The 19,109-nt window shown below is 59.5% G+C and carries 10 protein-coding genes, 1 rRNA gene and 2 pseudogenes; 8 read left to right on the top strand and 5 right to left on the bottom strand.

Going from position 1 to position 19,109, the window contains the following annotated elements; genetic code table 11:
* Both AC1RJ3_RS29215 and AC1RJ3_RS29210 read left to right on the top strand, forming a co-directional pair.
* Positions 1-5,277, top strand: a pseudogene (locus AC1RJ3_RS29215) (LapA family giant adhesin); the annotation flags it as partial.
* A gap of 149 nt (positions 5,278-5,426) precedes the next feature.
* Positions 5,427-5,765, top strand: coding sequence for a hypothetical protein (locus AC1RJ3_RS29210; protein WP_054594989.1), 339 nt, complete (start codon positions 5,427-5,429; stop codon positions 5,763-5,765).
* Between the two features lie 128 nt (positions 5,766-5,893).
* On the opposite strand, the gene lapD is transcribed toward AC1RJ3_RS29210, so the two are convergent.
* The gene (lapD, locus tag AC1RJ3_RS29205; RefSeq protein WP_347928539.1) at positions 5,894-7,840 is read right to left on the bottom strand and encodes a cyclic di-GMP receptor LapD; all 1,947 of its coding nucleotides are present in this window, start codon (positions 7,838-7,840) and stop codon (positions 5,894-5,896) included.
* Between the two features lie 14 nt (positions 7,841-7,854).
* Positions 7,855-8,547 carry a cysteine protease LapG gene (gene lapG / locus AC1RJ3_RS29200; RefSeq protein ID WP_347928538.1) on the bottom strand — a complete coding sequence of 231 codons (693 nt, stop codon included), beginning with the start codon at positions 8,545-8,547 and terminating at the stop codon, positions 7,855-7,857.
* Between the two features lie 271 nt (positions 8,548-8,818).
* Between lapG and AC1RJ3_RS29195 the strand changes: the two genes are divergently transcribed.
* From AC1RJ3_RS29195 to AC1RJ3_RS29170, 6 genes are all read left to right on the top strand, one after another.
* Positions 8,819-9,529, top strand: a complete 711-nt coding sequence (locus tag AC1RJ3_RS29195; protein WP_054594986.1) for a GntR family transcriptional regulator — start codon at positions 8,819-8,821, stop codon at positions 9,527-9,529.
* The gene (locus tag AC1RJ3_RS29190; RefSeq protein WP_347928537.1) at positions 9,526-10,296 is read left to right on the top strand and encodes a thioesterase II family protein; all 771 of its coding nucleotides are present in this window, start codon (positions 9,526-9,528) and stop codon (positions 10,294-10,296) included. Before AC1RJ3_RS29195 ends, AC1RJ3_RS29190 begins: the two co-directional genes overlap by 4 nt.
* A gap of 736 nt (positions 10,297-11,032) precedes the next feature.
* Positions 11,033-11,809, top strand: a complete 777-nt coding sequence (locus tag AC1RJ3_RS29185; RefSeq protein ID WP_103320469.1) for a DUF3050 domain-containing protein — start codon at positions 11,033-11,035, stop codon at positions 11,807-11,809.
* Positions 11,806-12,735: a diiron oxygenase gene (locus AC1RJ3_RS29180; protein WP_054594983.1), complete on the top strand. Its 930-nt coding sequence runs from the start codon at positions 11,806-11,808 to the stop codon at positions 12,733-12,735. Before AC1RJ3_RS29185 ends, AC1RJ3_RS29180 begins: the two co-directional genes overlap by 4 nt.
* 14 nt (positions 12,736-12,749) lie before the next feature.
* Positions 12,750-16,211 (top strand): amino acid adenylation domain-containing protein, encoded by a 3,462-nt coding sequence (locus tag AC1RJ3_RS29175; protein ID WP_347928536.1) that lies wholly within the window; start codon positions 12,750-12,752, stop codon positions 16,209-16,211.
* A gap of 29 nt (positions 16,212-16,240) precedes the next feature.
* On the top strand, positions 16,241-16,708 hold the full coding sequence (locus AC1RJ3_RS29170; protein ID WP_493081909.1) for an SRPBCC family protein: 468 nt from the start codon (positions 16,241-16,243) through the stop codon (positions 16,706-16,708).
* Positions 16,709-16,780: 72 nt separating this feature from the next.
* Here AC1RJ3_RS29170 and AC1RJ3_RS29165 read toward each other — a convergent pair whose 3' ends face one another.
* The 3 genes and pseudogenes from AC1RJ3_RS29165 to rrf all read right to left on the bottom strand — a co-directional run.
* Positions 16,781-17,566, bottom strand: coding sequence for a methyl-accepting chemotaxis protein (locus AC1RJ3_RS29165; protein ID WP_371917687.1), 786 nt, complete (start codon positions 17,564-17,566; stop codon positions 16,781-16,783).
* A gap of 69 nt (positions 17,567-17,635) precedes the next feature.
* Positions 17,636-18,661 (bottom strand): annotated as a pseudogene (locus AC1RJ3_RS29160) (cache domain-containing protein); the annotation flags it as partial.
* A 373-nt stretch (positions 18,662-19,034) separates the two neighbouring features.
* Positions 19,035-19,109, bottom strand: a 5S ribosomal RNA gene (gene rrf / locus AC1RJ3_RS29155); the annotation flags it as partial.

Raw genomic sequence — 19,109 nt, 5'->3', positions numbered from 1 at the left:
AACTACGAAAACCTGGTCGCCGACAAAACCCCGGTCAGCACCACCGTGACCGACACCGTCGACACCACCAACCTGACCTTGAGCGCGACCGGCTCAGTCGCCGAAGGTGGCCAGATCACCTACACCGCGACCCTGACCAACCCGGCCGGCACAGCGATGACCGTGACCCTGAGCAACGGTGCAGTCATCAACATCGACGCCGGCAAAACCACCGGTTCCGTCGTGGTCGACGCACCAAAAGACGACGTCTACCTCGACGCCGGCAAGGTCCAGGCAACGATCACCACCGCTACCGGCGGCAACTTCGAGAACCTGGTCACCAGCAGCACACCTGCGGTCACCAACGTTACCGACACCATCGACACCTCGACGGTGAAACTGACTGCGACCGATTCGGCAGCCGAAGGCGGCACTGTCACCTACACCGCCACCGTCAGCGCGCCGGTCACCGGTTCGGCAGTGATCGTGACGTTGGCCAACGGCCAGACCATCACCATCCCGGTCGGCCAGTCCAGCGGCACCGCGACCACCACCGCGCCAAACGACGCGCTGGTTGGCCACACCCCGCTGACCAACGCGATTACCAACGTCAGCGGCGGCAACTACGAAAACCTGGTCGCCGACAAAACCCCGGTCAGCACCACCGTGACCGACACCGTCGACACCACCAACCTGACGCTGAGCGCAACCGGTTCCGTGGCCGAAGGTGGCCAGATCACCTACACCGCGACCCTGACCAACCCGGCCGGCACCGCGATGACCGTGACCCTGAGCAACGGCGCAGTGATCAACATCGACGCCGGCAAAACCACCGGCACCGTAGTGGTCGACGCACCCAAAGACGACGTCTACCTCGACGCCGGCAAGATCCAGGCAACGATCTCCACCGCCACCGGCGGCAACTTCGAGAACCTGGTCACCAGCAGCACACCTGCGGTCACCAACGTCACCGACACCATCGACACCTCGACGGTGAAACTGACCGCGACTGACTCGGCAGCCGAAGGCGGCACCGTCACCTACACCGCAACCGTCTCGGCGCCAGTCACCGGTTCGGCAGTGATCGTGACCCTGGCCAACGGCCAGACCATCACCATTCCGGTCGGCCAGTCCAGCGGCACCGCGACCACCACCGCGCCAAACGACGCGCTGGTCGGCCACACCCCGCTGACCAACGCGATTACCAACGTCAGCGGCGGCAACTACGAAAACCTGGTCGCCGACAAAACCCCGGTCAGCACCACCGTGACCGACACCGTCGACACCACCAACCTGACGCTGAGCGCGACCGGCTCAGTCGCCGAAGGTGGCCAGATCACCTACACCGCGACCCTGACCAACCCGGCCGGCACAGCGATGACCGTGACCCTGAGCAACGGTGCAGTCATCAACATCGACGCTGGCAAAACCAGCGGTTCGGTGAACTTCGCCGCGCCGAAAGATGATGTCTACCTCGACGCCGGCTCGGTCAACGCCAAGATCACCGCCAGCACCGGTGGCAATTTCGAAAAACTGGTCACCAGCGATACCCCAGCGGTAACCAGCGTCACCGACACCATCGATAAAACCGAAGTCAGCATCAGCGGCAGCAGTCAGGTCACCGAAGGCCAGACCGCCAGCTACACCGTGACCCTGACGCACCCTGCGCAAACCGACGTGACGCTGAAGGTCGTCTACAGCGGCACGGCCACCGACGGCTCGGACTTTACCGGTGTGTACACGGTGAAAATCCCGGCGGGTGCCAGCAGCGCCAGTTTCAATATCGCGACCATCGATGACAAGATCACCGAGCCTACCGAAAACATCGTGGTCAAGATCGACTCGGCCAGCGGTGGCAACTTCGAAAACCTGGTGGTCAGCAGCACCAATGGCAGCGTCAACACGTCGATCATCGACAACGATGCTCCGCCCGTCATCGACCTGGACGCCAACAACTCCAGCGGCGCGACCGGTGCCAATTACAACGTCACCTTCACCGAAGGCACCACCGGCCCGGGCGTATCGATTGGCGACACCGACCTCACGATCACCGACCCGGACAGCACCATGCTGACCGGCGCCACCATCGTGTTGACCAACCGTCAGCCGGGCGACTCGCTGAACCTGGGCAACAGCGTCAACGGCATCAGCATCAACGCCAACAGCAAGGATGGTTCGATCACCCTGACGCTGTCCGGCAATGCAACGCTGGCCGACTACATGCAGCAGATCAAGAACATCACCTTCACCAACAACAGTGAAGACCCGAGCACCACGCCGCGGACCATCACCGTGACCGTGACCGACGGCAGCAATTACTCCAACGTCGCCACCACCACCGTCAATGTGGTCGCGGTCAACGATGCTCCGGTCGCTACCGGCGGTGCGGTCACCGGCACTGAAGACACGCCGCTGATCCTCGGCTGGTCGAATTTCGGTGTGAGCGATGTCGACAGTCCTGCCGCCAGCCTGGGCGTGAAAATCACCCAGCTGCCGGGCGACGGCAAGTTGCAGTACCTGGACGGTTCGACTTGGAAAGACGTGGCCAACAACCAGACTTTCAGCAAGGCCGACATCGACGCAGGCAAGCTGCGCTTCATGCCTGATGCCAACGAATCCGGCACCAATGGCTACGGCGGCACCGGAGTGGGCAATCAACAGGCGGATTACGCACAAATCCAGTTCCAGCCAACCGACGGCCAACTGCTGGGCAGCACCGGCACGCTGAAAGTCGATATCACTCCCGTTGCCGATGCACCGACACTCAGCATCGCCGACAACAGCGTGAACTCGACGGGCCTGATCAAGGAGGTCTGGACCGGTCTGGCCGGTCTCGGCACCAGCGGTAGTGGCGCGCCAGCTGAAACCCTGAAATCCGTGATCGATGCTGCCGGTACTCCGAACAGCAGCGGTACCGTGAGCAACGTGCAGTCCGACAGCAACGTTGCAGCCGGTACCGCGTCGAAAACTTCCGGGCTGATCTACCTCGAAGCCGGCAAGACCTACAGCTTCAGCGGTATTGCTGATGACAGTCTGCTGGTGACCATCGGCGGTAATAACGTGGCCGGTGCCACGTGGGGCGCGGGTGGCCAAATCTCCGGATCGTTCACGCCGACCACCAGCGGTTACTACACCCTGGACATCTACCACCACAACCAAAATGGCCCGGGCAGCTACGACGTCAACCTGTCGGTCAACGGCGCCCCGGCCGTCGACCTGAGCAGCGCTGGCGTGCCGATCTACACGGGTGTCACCGACCTGATCAATGCTGGTGTGACGGTCTCCGATCTGCACGGCACCAATGGCGAAGGCTACTACGACGGCTACAAGCTCAACACCGGCGCCGAGGGCGGCAGCGTTCATCTGTCAAAAATCACCACCGCACTGACCGACACCGACGGCTCCGAAAGCCTGAGCGTGAAAATCGGCGGTATGCCGGCAGGTTCCGTGCTGAGCGATGGCGCGGGACATACCTTCACCGTGGCGACCACCGGTGAAGCAAATGTCACTGGCTGGAATCTCGGCAGCCTGACGCTCACTCCGCCACCGTACTTCAATGGCTCGATCAATCTGACGGTCACCTCGACTTCCACCGAGTCCCTCGGCGGCTCGGCGCCAAGTACTGCGCAGATCCCGGTCACGGTTTACCCGGCGGTGTATAACCCGTTGGTCGGCACTTCAGGGGATGACAATTTCGTCGGTACTAACGGCAACGACATCATGATCGCCGACATCGGCGGGCTGACCGTGGTGCCAGGCACCAACTACAACATTGCGTTCATGGTCGACAGCTCGGGCAGCATGAGCGCCACCTCGATCAGCGCCGCCAAAGACTCACTGACATCGGTGTTCAACACCCTCAAGAACAGCCTGGGCGCCAGCACTTCGGGCACGGTGAACGTCTTCCTCGCGGACTTCGATACTCAGGTCAACAAGCAGATTGCGGTCAACCTGAACGACCCGAATGCCCTGCCCCTGCTCAAGTCGGTGCTGGACTCTATGGCTTCCGGCGGCGGCACCAACTACGAAGACGTGTTCAAGACCACGGCCAACTTCTTCCAGAGCAGCATGGCCACCAGTAACAGCAACGCGACCAACCTGACGTATTTCATTACCGACGGAAAGCCAACGTACTATCAGTCCGGCGAGCAGACCAACCCGACGCTGTACAGCGGTGGTGCGAAGCTGGATGACGTCGTCACAACCAGCAACTACACCTTGGGGAATACGTTCTCCAAGTATCTGGACAACACCCATTACCTCTCCATCAACACCGATGGTTCAACGACGCTGCAGACCTATAACGGCAACCGCTGGGTCAGCAAAGACCTGGGGATGCTCCACGCTCAAGGCGATGGCACCTATGAGTTGTCGAAACTGGACGGCACGGGCTACAGCTCCGATAGCAGTACCACCAGCAACTCCAACGACAGCTTCGCGTTGCTCGGCAAGTTGTCGCAGGTCGAGGCCATCGGCCTGAACAGCGATGTCAGCCTCAGCGACCTGAAACCGTTCGACACCGACGGCAAACCGCAAAGCAACATCGATCCGGCCAACCTGGCCAACTCGATCATCGGTCACACCGAAGCGACCATGCCGGGCGCCGATACGGTTAATGGCGGCGACGGCAACGACATCCTGTTCGGCGACCTGGTGAGCTTCAACGGCATTGCCGGTGAGGGCTACCAGGCCATGCAGGCCTTCGTGGCCCAGCAGACCGGCGTGGATCTCAGCAAAGTCACCACCAGCAACGTGCACCAGTACATCACCGAGCACTACACCGCGTTCGATGTGTCCGGCGCTCATGACGGTAATGACACGCTATTGGGCGGTACCGGTAACGACATCCTCTTCGGCCAGGGTGGCAACGACATCCTCGACGGCGGCAAGGGCAATGACATCCTGCTGGGCGGTACGGGTAACGACACGCTAATCGGCGGTCAGGGTAACGACATCCTGATTGGCGGATCGGGTGCCGATACATTCGTCTGGAAGGCCGGCGACACCGGTAACGATGTGATCAAGGACTTCAAGGCCAGCGAAGGCGACCGGATCGACCTGCGGGATCTGTTGCAGGGCGAAAGCGGCAGCACCATCGACAACTTCCTGAAAATCAGCACGGTTGAAGGTGTGTCGACGTTGCAGGTCAGCTCCGAAGGCAAGCTTAACGCGGCCGGCGGCGTGGCCAACGCTGATGTGACGATCAAACTGGAAGGCAATAACTGGTCCGGTCAGAGCATCAACTCGCTGATCGCCGGTAGCGACCCGACCATCAAGATCGACCACAACAACACCTGATCAAGCCCCTGACGGCCGCTCGTAATGAGCGGCTGTCACGGTGCTGTCAGTCGCCAGCGGGTGACGATTTCGTCGTGGCACCGCATACTCGTACGCGTTGGCCTATCCTGCTGACAGCACGACGCGGGTTCATTCATGAGGGATTTTCGATGTTCTACGTGCAACGCGATGCGCAAGGCCAGTTGGTGCGCGTGGAAGCGACGGCTTACGCGGAGGCTACAGAAACGCTGCCCTCCGATCACCATGAAATCCAGGCCTGGTACGCCAACGAAGTGATGGAGACCAGCCTCAAGCAGCTCAAGCAAAGCGACCTGGAGATGATCCGGGTACTCGACGACCTGATTCAGGTGCTGACCAGCAAAGGGGTGATTCGCGTCACCGACCTGCCAGCGGCCGCGCAAGCCAAACTGATGGACCGGACCCAGGCCCGCGAAGCGCTGGGTGGTTTGAGTCACTTGATTGATGAAGATGAAGGCGGGTTGATCTAACCCCCACAACGCCGCTCGGTCCCACGCTCCCGCGTGGGCACGCCTCAATGGACGCTCTGCGTCCGCTTCTGCATGTGACGCAAAGCGTCACGGGCTGTATTCCCACGCAGAGTGGGAACGATCAAGCCTTACTGCCAAGGCTTCGGCTCACCAAACAACTGCCCTTGCACGCCGTACACACCCATCTCGCGAATCACCCGTAACTCCCCTTCAGTCTCCACTCGCTCGGCAATCAACGGCAGATCGATGCTGTGGGCGGCGCGCTGGATGGCTTCGATGAACAGACGCTTATCGCTTTCCTGATCAATGGCACGGATGTAACTGCCATCGATTTTCAGATAGGCCAGTCCCAGCCGCGCCAGGTTGCCGATCATGCTGAAGCGACCGCCAAAGCGCTGCAGGCTCAGGGAGAAGCCCAGCTCACGCAGACGACGGGTCAGCTGTTCAAGCACGGCCTGATCAGGTAATTGCTCTTCACCGATCTCCAGGGTCAAGCGTGGTCCCAGACTGGAATGCTCGCGCAGGATTTCGAAGACTTTATTCAGGGCTTGCGGATCCGCCAGGGTGGCGGCGGACAGGTTCAGCGCCAGCGAGTCTTCATGGCCCGCCATCTGCGCCAACACCCGTTCCAGCATCAGACGGTCCAGCCGCGCGGTCCAGCCAAAACGCTCCAGCCACGGCAGGAAGCGCCCGGCAGGGATAGTCTTGCCCTGCTCATCGAGCAAGCGCGAGAGCACTTTGTAATGCAGCACCAACTGCGTGTCCTGACTGGCCACGACCGGTTGGAAGTACAATTCGAATCGCTGCTGATTCAGTGCCTGATCGAGCAAGGTATGCCACGCATGGTGATCGTCGCCGACAATGGCCGCTGCGCCGTGATCCAGGCACGCCCAGTTCACCTCGCCCTCTGCTTCCGCCTGTGACAACGCCTGATCCGCCAGGCTCAACACCGCCTGCGGCGTGTCGCCATGGGCAAACGGCGCCAAACCGATCGACGCCACCGACGCCACATCAGTCGCCCCGGTTGCGTACAGACTGGCCAGCGCGCTGTCCAGGCTCTGCGCCAGTTGCAGCGCCTCTTCGCGCACCAGACCAGGCGCCAGCACGGCAAATTCACCACCGCGAATACGCGTCACCAGGTTCTGGGTTTCCGGGAATCTGGCGCACTCACGCGACAATTGCTCACCGACCGACCGCAGCAACTGGTCGGTGCGTTGACCGCCAAGACGCTGGTTCAAACCGGCCAGGTCCTTGACCCGCAACAGCAACAGATAACCCGAACTGGCCTGCTCCGGGTTGCTTACCCGGGCGTTCAATTGCATCTCGAAATAACGCCGGTTAGCCAATCCCGTCAGGGTGTCCTGATAGGACTCGACCCGCAGTTTTTCACTGCGCTCAGCCTGCTCCTGAAACAACGCCTTGAGTTTCTCGACCATCTGGTTCATCGCCTGCACCACGCGCCGCAGTTCCGGGGTACGCGGCAGCTCGGGCAGGCTGAGAAACTCGCGACGGGCGATGGCGTGGGATTGCTTGACCATGTAATCCAGCGGTTTCAATTGTCGACGCAGTAACAGTGCGCCGAGTACCGCGCTTAACGCGCCGCAGATCAGCAACCATCCCAGACTGCCCAGAGCGCTCTGCCAGAGCTTGGCCACGGCGAACATCGGGTGGCTGATGACCTCGACCCTGGCCGCCTGTTCCCAGCCACGGCTGACCAGCGCATCACCGCCAGCAGGTTCCAGAGCGATCAATTTGACGAACCAGCCGGGCACGCTGCTGACTTCCGGAATGCCACTGCGCTCGACGATGGCTTTGTCGGTTTTGAGGTCGACCACGCGAATACTCGCGTAATAACCGCTGTCGAAGATCGAGCTGACCATCAGCTCGACCATCGCCGGGTCATCGATGCTCGGCGTCAGCGAAAGCGCCAGCGCGGTCGCTGCGTCCTGCGCATGGGAGCGCAACTGATTGACGTACTGGGTCCGCGAACTCTCCAGGCCGACCATGAAGCTGCCACTGAAGGCGACGACCAGGAACAGACAGATAGCGATCAACAGTTGTTTGAACAAAGACATCTAAGCGCATGCTCCTAGTGAGTCGTCTCGACCGGAAATCCTTCGGCCTGCATTTTCTTCAACACATCCTGCCAACGGGACAGACGCTTGGTGTCACCGACTTTTTTATTGCCCTTGGCACCCGGCAACCAAAGCCCTTCGGCATTGAAGGAGTAGACCGGCAGCAAATCGGTGCGCTGGCTGGCCGGCTGGATCGCATCCATCAGGCTGTCGAGTACCAACGGCATGGCGTCCGGGCTTGAATAGTAGGTCAAGACCATGTGCGCGCGATTCTGGCGCAGGGCCTTGACGTAAGTGATGCGCAATTTGTCACTGGAAACCCCAAGATGGCGCAGGCTGAAATACTTGGCGATCGCATAGTCCTCACAATCGCCAGCACCCTTCCACAAGGCTTCGATCGGTGTCGCCCAGTAGTCCTCGACGTGCCACAGGTCGATGTCTTCCACGTAATGCATCTGCTTGTTGAAGAACAGATTGACCACATTGAGCTGTTCCAGCTCCGGAGTTTGCTTCTGTGCCGCCAGCAGGTGTTGCCAGGCATCGATTCGTTGCTTGCCTTCACCCAACGGCCCGTACAATGTTTCGGCCCGGCGGCTGATCAGCGAAAAATCCCAATCGGCATGCAGACCGCCCAGCAAGACGCCAGCAATCAGCAGTGCTGAACACAACCAGCGCAGGGGCCGAGGGAGAGCGAAACGTGCCTGCAATGCAGTGAGTCCAAAGGGCGGTTGGAAATCGATGGATGGTGAAGCCTTGATGGATAAAAGACAATGGCACGGTGCAATCACCGCGAGCACGCTAAACTTGAGAAAGCGCAAGCAGTTGAAAAAAACGTAGCCAGTGATGCTCTGTTTGGTGGCAATGCCAGTGGCATAAAACTAACGGAAACTGATTTGTTTTGCCGGTTTGACAACCAGCAAGGCAGTCACTAGTGTGCATTGGATCCAATATTTTTCATTTTAATCAGGGTGCGTTGTCGTGACACAGAAGCCCAACCCTTTAAGTACTATCCCGGTCAGCGGCCCAATCCCCGCTCACCTTGCGCGATCGGTGATCGAAGAAACCCTGCGCTCGGCGATTCTCGACGGCCGTTTGCCTTGCGGTACCGCGCTGCGCCAGCAAGACCTGGCCGACCTGTTCGGTGTCAGTCGCATGCCGGTGCGCGAAGCCTTGCGCCAGCTCGAGGCGCAATCACTGCTGCATGTTGTCGCACACAAAGGCGCGGTTGTCGCACCATTGGTCGAAGGTGACGCCGCCGAAACCTATGCCCTGCGTATCCTGCTGGAGTCCGAGGCCCTGCGCCTGTCGATTCCGCTGCTCGACGACGAAGATTTTGCCGAGGCCGAGCGTTATATCGACGACCTCGAAACACAGACCGATTATGCCGAGATCGGCAGGCTTAACCGTTTGTTCCACATGACGCTATACCGCAAGGCGCCCAACCGCAGGCTCCTCAGCCTGGTGGAAGGCGGTCTGTGGGAAGAGGAACGCTTTCTGCGCTTCAACCTTGAAGCCATGGGGCTCGGCAAGCTGTCCCAGGAAGATCACCGTGACCTGCTGCTCGCTGCACAAGCCCGAGACATCGCGCTAACCGTAACAAAGCTTCAGAACCACCTGAACCGGGGTGTCGAGGTCATCACGCGTTACCTGAACAGCCTTGAACCTCAGGGCAAGAAATCATCGACGTGAATCGTACAAGAAAAGCCGTGCACACCCGGAACACTCCATGGCTGACCGTGATCAGCGCCAGCCAGACGACGGACGTCAGGCTGATCTGCTTCGGCGAAGCTGGTGCCGACCCCGAGCAGTTCCGCAGTTGGACTCAAGCGCTGAGCGAGCACATTGAACTACTCGCGTTCAGGCTTCCCGGCCATGACAATCCGCAGAACCGGACTCGCTACGAACAATGGCCACCGCTGCTGGTCGACGCCTTTGCGGCGCTACAACCTTACTTGTCCGAACCCCATGCGCTGTTTGGCCATGGCCTGGGCGCAATTCTGGCCTACGAGCTGGCCAAGTTGAGTGAAACCCACTGCCCGGGGCAAACCCGTCACTTGTTCATTTCCGGTTGCCGCAGCCCGGATACCCGACCCGCCTCTGCGCCGCAGCATAGTCTGCCGAACATCCGGCACAGTTATGCACCCTCAAGCCCAGGTGCGCTTCTCGATGCAACAGCCAGCGATCAACTCGCCGCCTTCGAAGCACTGATACACAGTGACTTGAAACTGCTCGAGTCCTGGGCCGACCCTTCCAGTCGCAGCCTGCACATCCCGATGACTGCTTTCTACGGCAGCGACGATCCGCTGGCCCCCCTTGAAAGCATGGTCAATTGGCGCGAATTCACTCGCCGTGAATTCGAACTGATAGAAATGACCGGTAATCATTTTTTCACCACCACTCAGCGCCATCGTCTGCTGCAGATTATCAACACCCATCTGGGCCTGCTCAGCGAGTAAGCGCCTGACGCCTGTGCCATGAGGCACAGGTTCTCGAGAAGCGCTGGCGACACCAATCCCTACTTTCCTCTCTGAAAACCCCTGCCCCTCCCTGCGCCAGTGATAGCAGTACTGGCTTTTTGGGCTCACTCTTGGTTTGCCGACTAAAAAAGGACGAGCGGCGTGTAAATCTGCCTGCACAGCCCTCGCGTGATGGACGAACAAAAGGAGGCTTGCCAAAGGACGGGAAGAGATGGGCCGTGCCCTCCTCCTGCCCACCACATCAAAAAAAACATCAACTCCCCAGATACAAAGTTGCTCCGAGTGAGGCATTCACTCATTTAAATTCTGACTTATATAAGCCGGAAGGAACAACTTCATCCCAATAAAACTTAATCCAGAAGTTTTATCGAAACTTGTCGCGCCCAAAAAAATACACTTGACAAATAATATAAAAAACACTTGCCCGCTACTTGTTTCATGTATTAATTTTTCTCCGCCGACAACTTCAAGCTCCCGCTTACTTGTCGGCACGGTCAATGCCAAGGTCTGTAATACTCATCTCGGCATCTGACCGCCAAGCACCATCGACGCACGCAACGCCTTGCCTGGCAAGGTCCGCCAACACCATGAACTGCATCAACGTTTGTTTGAGGTACTTGTTCGCCTATTAAAAAGATCAGGCCGCACCGTGTTTGAACTCGCCTAATAAACCTCTGCCAATCGAACAACTTAACTCACAACTTATAGGTCTCTCATGAAACCCAATAAAGCACTTCTCGACCAAAAAAAAGCAGCCCTGAGCGCTCACCCTATCTTTGCCGAGATCCATTCACTGTCAATACTTCAACGCTTTATGGAAACCCATGTATTTGCTGTATGGGACTTCATGTCACTGACCAAACGCCTGCAACAGGAACTCACGTGCGTGCAGCTGCCCTGGCTACCGCCCCAAGACCCTCAAGCGGCGCGCCTGATCAACGAAATCGTCCTTGGCGAAGAGTCCGATGACCGACTCGATCACGGTCACTACAGCCATTTCGAGTTGTACCTGGATGCGATGCGCGAAATCGGCGCCAGCACGGCGGCCGTGGAGCGCTTCGTCGCCCTGCAAAAGGAAGGCGTGAGCTACGACGTCGCCCTGCAAAGCGTGGACGTCGACCCGGCCGCATCGAACTTTGTCCGGCACACCTTGCACACCGCGCTGTATGCGCCGGGGCACAGCGTTGCCGCTGCGTTTTTGCATGGACGTGAAAGCGTCATTCCGCAGATGTTCCAGCGCATTCTCGACGATTGGGGCATAGGCATCGAACAGGCGCCGACCTTTCGTTACTACCTGGAGCGGCACATCGAAGTCGACTCCGAAGACCACGGCCCCGCCGCCGAAACACTCCTGGCACGCTTGGTCGATGGCGATCCGCAACGACAAGAAGACGTCTATGCCGCAGCCATCGCCGCAGTGGAAAGCCGTATCGCACTGTGGGACGGCTTGCGCCTGAGCATGCGTGAATCGGTCGCCGAGGTGAGCGCATGAACGCCGCCGACTACCAATCCTTCGCCGACGCCTGGGAAAACCGCGCGACTATCCGTACACGTCCGCGGCGCATGGTCGAAAACGACGACAAACTGATCTATCCCTTGAGCCGCCAACCGCTGGTGCTGAGCGAAACCTTTGTCCGCGAATGCCCGGAACAACGCGACTTTGCATTGGTGCAGACGCTCTATAAGTTCATCAACGACGTGGTGATTTTCGAAACCGAAATCGTCGACAAGACCGCCCGCAGCATCGCCAAGAATCGCTTCGCCGTGCCCTTCCCGTTCGCCTGTCGCTATGACGCCATGACCGTGGTGGTGGATGAGGATTACCACGCGCTGGTGGCGATGGATTTCATGCAGCAGACCGTGGCCATGACCGGCATCACGCCGATCGAACTGCCGCATGAAATCGAGCTGAGCAGGGCAATTCCTGCAGCGTTGGCGCTGGCCCCGGAACATCTGCGCAGCGCCGTTGAGCTGATCTGCGTGGCCATCGCGGAAAGCACCGTGACCAACGACGTCGCGGCATTCGCCAAGGACGACACGGTCAAGCAATCGATCAAGGGCCTGATGGCTGACCACTTGCTCGACGAGGGCCGCCACTCGGGGTTCTGGTCACGGCTGGTTCGGATCTATTGGCACTCGGCTAACGAAGACGACCGCCAACTGATCGCGAAGATTCTGCCGGTATTCATCACTCACTACCTGACTAACGACATTCAGAAATCGTTCGATTTCCGGTTGATCGAACACCTGCACATCAGCGATGCCGCCAAGGCCGCACTCAAAAGCGAAGTGGCAGGCCTGGCCTTCCCGATCAATCGCCATCACCCGCTGGTTGCCAACATCGTGCGGTTTTTCCGCAGCAGTTCGCTGCTCGATTCACCGTGCGTGCAAGACGCCCTGAGCGACTACCTGATCTAGCCGAGGAGAACATCATGAGACGTCTCGACATTCTGCTCATCGGTCAAAGCCAGGCCTTGAATGAGCTGGCGCTGGAGCTGGAACAACACGGCCATACGCTGACGCGATTGAGCGACAGCCACACCCTGAGCGAACAATCGGTCGGTAACGCCGAGCTGCTGATCGATGACGGCAGCCTGGCCATTCCGGCGCAACGTCTGCGCGACCAGGGCGAGTGCGCACAGCTGAGCGTGCGCCTGGGCCTGGGACCTGAAGACGCCAGCGGTCTGCCGCCTATCGACGTGCTGTGCCGCTACATATCGAGCGGCGACCAGCGACTGATCGCTCGCGTCCCCGTCGCCGACGAAGCCTCTGGTAATGGCCAGGCGCTGCGCCTGAGAGTCATCGCTGAATTGGTTGACCGCGTGGCGCTTGAGGTCAGCCGTTTTTCCCGCGATGCCGAGTACTTCACGCAAGCTGCAACGGCCGCGCCCGGTCGTCATCAGCGTGAAGAAAGCTTGTTGACGCTGGAGAGTCTGGCCTATGCCCACCGGCTAAACCTCAACGCGCAACCGCAGCTGCTGCAACTCGGGCAAATCCCGATGATCGAGCGGCTCGAACAGAGTTTCAAAACCTTCCGTGAACGCCCGGCGCTGCACATTGCCGGTGAGGTGCTCAGCTATGGCGACTTGTACGCCCGGAGCCTGGCAATCCAACAACGGCTGCTGCCATTGATCGAGCAGCACCGGGCGGTTGAGGGACCGGTGGTCGTGGGTATTTGCCTGCCGAAATCCAGTGCATTGTTCGCCGGCATTCTGGCGATCCTCGGCAGTGGCGCGGTGTACCTGCCACTCGAACCCAGCCACCCGCTGCAACGTCAGCAGTACATCCTGGAGAACGCTGGCGCCGTGCTGTTGTTGCACGATGGCCAGCACCCGCTGAGCGATGAGATGCCGGGGCTCGACATCAGTGGCATCGACGCCCGCGAGGCAAATCCCTGCTTGCCGTTGATGCGCCTGCGTCCCGGCAGCCAGGCGCCGTGCATGGCGCTCTACACGTCGGGCACCACCGGTCATCCCAAGGGCGTGTTGCTCAGCCAAAACAATCTGGGGCACTTCACCGCGTGGTATGCCGATTACGTCGGGCTGACGGAACGGAGTCGGGTGTTGCAGTTTTCATCGCTGAGTTTCGACTCCTCGTTGATCGATATTTTTCCGGCGCTGATCCAGGGCGCCGAGCTGATCGTACCCAACGACGACCAGCGTCGTGACCCGCTGCAACTGATCGAGTTGATCCGTCATCATCAGCTCAGCCACGCGTTTTTGCCGCCAGCGCTGCTGAGCATTCTGCCGCTGGATCAGTTGCGCGACCTTGCACATGTGATGACCGGGGGCGACGTCTGCGAACCCCATGTGATCAAACAGCTGACCCAACAAGGCAAGCTCTACAACCTGTATGGCCCGACCGAAGCCACAGTGCTGATCACCGCCCGACAACTGCAGGTCGGTGACAGCAATCGCAGCCTCGGGGCACCGATTGCCAACAGTCAGGTGCTGATCCTCGACGAGAACTTTCAGCCCGTGGTCGAGCAGACCGTCGGTGAGCTGTACATCGTCGGTCCGGGGGTGTGCCTGGGCTATTTGAACAACCCGCAGCAGACCGCCGAACGCTACCTGCAATTGCCCTTGCCGGGCGGCCAAAGTTTGCGTGCCTATCGCACCGGCGATATGGCGAAGTGGACCGCCGACGGCATCGAGCTCTGTGGACGACGAGACAATCAGGTGAAGATCCGCGGCTATCGGGTCGAGCCGGAGGAGATCGAGCGCTGCCTGCGCGACAGCCAGTTGTTCCGCCAGGTGGCCGTAGTGATCGACAGTCATCGAAGGATTCTGGCGTTCCTCGCACAACCCCAGGAAGACCAGCCAGGCGTAGCGCGCGAAGCGCTGAAAGCTCACGCCCAGCAGTTCTTGCCGGACTACATGCAGCCCATCGCCTGGACTGAGTTGGCGAACATGCCTTTTGCCAGCAACGGTAAAGTCGATCGCCGGGCGCTGCTGGCGATGCCGGTCAGTGTCCTCGAAAACCTTCAGCGTCGGTTACCCGAGTCCACCGACGAGGCGCAACTGCTGGAGCTCTGGGCCGATCTGCTGGAGTTGCCGGCAGGCGACATTTCCACCGACGAAAACTTCTTCAATCTGGGCGGGCACTCGATCCTGTTGTCGCGCATGTTGCTGCAGATACGCGAGCAGTTCGGACGCAGTATCTCGATCAACCGCTTCATCGAAGTCCCGACCATCGCCAGGCTGGCCACGCTGGTCAGAGGTTCTGCCGGCGAAGAAGTGCTCAGCGAAAAAGCCCTGGCCGATGCCTTCCGCGAGCTCGATGTACAGCCCTTGCCGGTCAGCCGAATGGGCGATGTGCACAAGGTCATCGTTACCGGCGCCAACAGCTTCGTCGGCGTGCATATCGTCGAAGCGCTGCTGGCCTGGGGCGCCAGCGAAGTCGCGTGCCTGGTGCGTGACGGTGCCGGGCAAAGTGCTGCGCAGCGCTTCGCCGAATCGCTGCGTGAGAACCGTCTGGAGCACCTGGACCTGACTCGGGTGCGGGTCTACGCAGCGGACATCACGCAACCGGCACTGGGCCTGACGCCGGAGGTATATGAGCGGCTGGATCGGGAGTTCGGTGCGTTGGTACACAACGCCGCCAACGTCAACCACGTACTCGATTACGAGTCGTTGGCCCGGGATAACGTCGAGCCGATTTTCGAGTGCTTGCGGCTCTGCGAAGGGCGCAGCAAGAAGATCTTCAATTTCGTCTCCACGCTGTCGGCCTCCAGCACCATCGACGCCGAGGGGCGAGTGCTCGAACAACCCGCCGCGCAGACTCCGCCGATCTACATCAAGAACGGCTACAACCTGTCCAAATGGGTCGGCGAACGGATCCTTGAGCGTGCTCGCGAGCGCGGGGTGCGGGTCAACCTCTACCGACCAGGCAACATCAGTTTCAACAGCCTCACCGGCGTCTGCCAGCCGCACAAGAACCGTCTGATGCTGATGCTCAAAGGCTCGATCCAGCTCGGCCAGGTGCCGGAGTTCGCACTGAACTTCGACTTGATGCCGGTGGACTTCCTCGCGCGCTTCATCGCCTTTCACGCCAGCCGTTATCAGCCCGAACAGGCGGTGTTCAACCTGCACAACCCTGAACCGCTGAGCTGGGACGCCTACGTCGCTTCGTTCCGCGAGGCCGGCCGCGAGTTTCAAATGGTCAGCGTCGCCGACTGGCAACAGCAACTGGGTCGGGTCGACAGCGATAACGCGTTGTTTGGCGTGCTGGGTTTCTACCTCAACGGCTTCGAGGAGGACATCGGCGACATCTCGATGATCGGCCACGCCAATGCCCAGGCCGGTGTGCAGCAAATGGGCACGCACTACCCGCAAAAGTCTCCGGCGCTGCTGCGTCGCGGCTGCGACTACCTGAAAGAAATCAACTTCATCTGATTCACCACCCGTAGAAATGGAGCAAGACCATGAGCACTCTGCAACCCGATACCCTGATCAAAAACCCGCACGGCTGCCACGTTGTGTCGTCGGTGGAAATACCCGCCGAGGCGTCGCGGGTTTGGGAAGTGGTCGGCAACTTCGCCGGCTTCGACAAGTTCATCCCGGCGCTGTCGCACATCGAGATGACCGGCGAAGGTGTGTCGTCGCTGCGCAAGAAGTTCTTCAAGGACGGCAACCTGGTCGTCGAACAACTCAACTCCCGCGACAACCAGGCGCTGAGCATGACCTGGACTACCATCTACAACACCTTGGGCGTTGGTCAGTTGTGGGCTGCCATGAGTGTCGAGCCCCTGAGCGCCGGCAAGTCGCGCGCAACCTGGACCATCATCGCAGAACCCGCCCAGGGCGGCGCAGAAGCAATGCCGGGGTTCAAGGACTTCGTGCAGGGGTTTGCCGATGACTCGATGAGCAACGCGCGCAATTTGTTTGCGTAGGGAATTTTCGTCATAAAAAAACGCGATGAGTCAGACCGACTTCATCGCGTTTTTTTGCATCCATGCAACGGTTTAAATCTTGAAGCTATCCACCAGTTGCTTCAGGCGGTTGGCCTGCAGCGACAAGGCATCGCAATCCTTCAATGTTTCGTTGAGGTTGGCCACGCCCTGCTGGTTCAGCAGGTTGATCTGATTGATGTCACCGTTCAGGGTTTCCACCACTGCCGTCTGCTCTTCCGTTGCGGCCGCAACCGACTGGTTCATGCCGTCGATTTCGGTGATCCGCTGGGTCACGCTGATCAACCGCGCACCGGCCTGATTCGCCACTTCGACGCTTTCCTCACTGGATACCTGGCTGGCATTCATGGTCGATACCGCTTCACGCGAGCCGACCTGCAATGAGGTGATCATCTTGTGAATCTCCTCTGCCGACTCCTGAGTGCGATGGGCCAGGTTGCGCACTTCATCCGCCACCACCGCGAAACCACGTCCGGCTTCACCCGCCCGCGCCGCTTCGATGGCCGCGTTGAGAGCCAGCAAGTTGGTCTGCTGCGAGATGCCTTTAATCACATCGAGGATGTGCCCGATGTTGTCGGTGCTGGCGTTCAGGGTTTCAATCTGGGTGCACGACAGGCTGATTTTTTGCGACAACTCGGTCATCGCCAAAATCGTTTGTTCCACCACCTGACGACCGTCGTCAGCTTGCTCACTGGCACCGCTGGCGTGTTGCGACGCGTCCGCTGCATTACGGGCAATCTCCTGAGTGGCCGCACCCAGTTGGTTGATCGCTGCCGCCACGCTATTGGTCCGTGCGCTTTGCTCATCGGAGCCGATGATCGAAGCATTCGACGACGCCATGACCCGTTGCGACAGGTCATGTACCTGGCGCGTGGCCGACGACACTTCGGAAATCGACGCGTGAATCCGCTCCACGAACTGGTTGAAGGCACCGCCCAATTCACCAAACTCGTCTTTGCTTTCCACCGCCAGACGGCGAGTCAAATCGCCTTCGCCTTGAGCGATGTCCTGCATCGCACGGCCCATGGTGGTCAGTGGACGCATCAGCACTTGAATCAACAGACTCAGCAGCACGGCAATTGCGGTCACCGCGATGAACATCGCAATCAGTGCCGACGTGCGGAATTTGCTCAGTGGCGCATAAGCCTTATCCCTATCGATCGTCAGGCCGATGTACCACTCAGCATTCGGCAAGCCGGTAACCGGGGTAAAGGACAGGATGCGCGCCTGCTTGTTCAGGAGCACTTCCTGATTCCCCCGCTCGATGCGTACGTTCGAGCCTGGGTAGATGTCCTTGAGGTTCTTCATCACCTGGTCTTTGTCCGGGCTGACGATCACCTGGCCGTCAGCACTGACCAGGAACGCATGACCGATACCACCGAAGTCCACCGAGTTGATGATCTTCACCAGGGTTTCCAGACTCAGGTCACCACCGACGACGCCAAGCAGTTCACCGTTCTTCTTCACCGGCATGGCGATCGTCACCACCAGCCCGCCAACAGCGGCCATGTAGGGCGGCGTGAGCATGGTTTTGTCGGCAGCTACGGCCTGCTTGTACCAAGGGCGCTGACGTGGATCGTAACCATCGGGCATTTTGGCGTCAGGACGTTGGGTAAACACGCCATTGGACTGACCGACGTAGGTGAACTGGAAATTCGAGGTGAAGGCCGGCTGATCGACCAGCCCGGCAAAGTCTGCGTTGGCGCCTTGGTGCGCGACGTTCTGGGAGAGGTTTTCCAGTACCAGGATTCGCCCACTCAGCCAGTTCTGGACGCTGCTGGCCGTCAGATCGCCGGCTTGCTGGACGGAGGAGTCGAGGTTTTGCTGGATGGTATTCCGCTGCAGGTAGTCGTTGTACAAAGTGAACAACGCAAAAGCCAGAACCACTACGCCTGAAGCGGCCAAAAGGATTTTATGGCTGAACTTGAGATTCATTTCATGGGACTTCTTATGCAAGGAGTGGGGATGCGTTCCGGGTGCAACATTCCATGTGACGCCGTAGACCGTTCTAAGGCGGCTCTACTTTGGTGCACGCATGTCTCACCAGTCTTTCGGCACAGATCCGAGAAAACTTAGGCTTTTATGCAAAACGCACGTCTTTCCCTGCATGAGCCCGCTAAATGGCGTGCTAGAGCTTTCAACCTACGTTTTTTTGATGACGCTTGATCATGCAGCACAGGCGCTCTGCACCAATCATCGCGCAGGAGGGCGAGGCGGCAGGGTCTTCACGGGGAGCTTGAAGCCTTTAGCGGCCTCTGAAATGACAAAACCCCTGTCTGCGTAAGCAGACAGGGGTTTCGGAATTCAATCTTGACGATGACCTACTCTCACATGGGGAAACCCCACACTACCATCGGCGATGCATCGTTTCACTGCTGAGTTC

Source organism: Pseudomonas sp. GW822-FHT04C11 (assembly GCF_058800905.1).
Note: the sequence above shows the minus strand (reverse complement) of the source record. Positions and strands in the feature narration are given on the sequence as shown.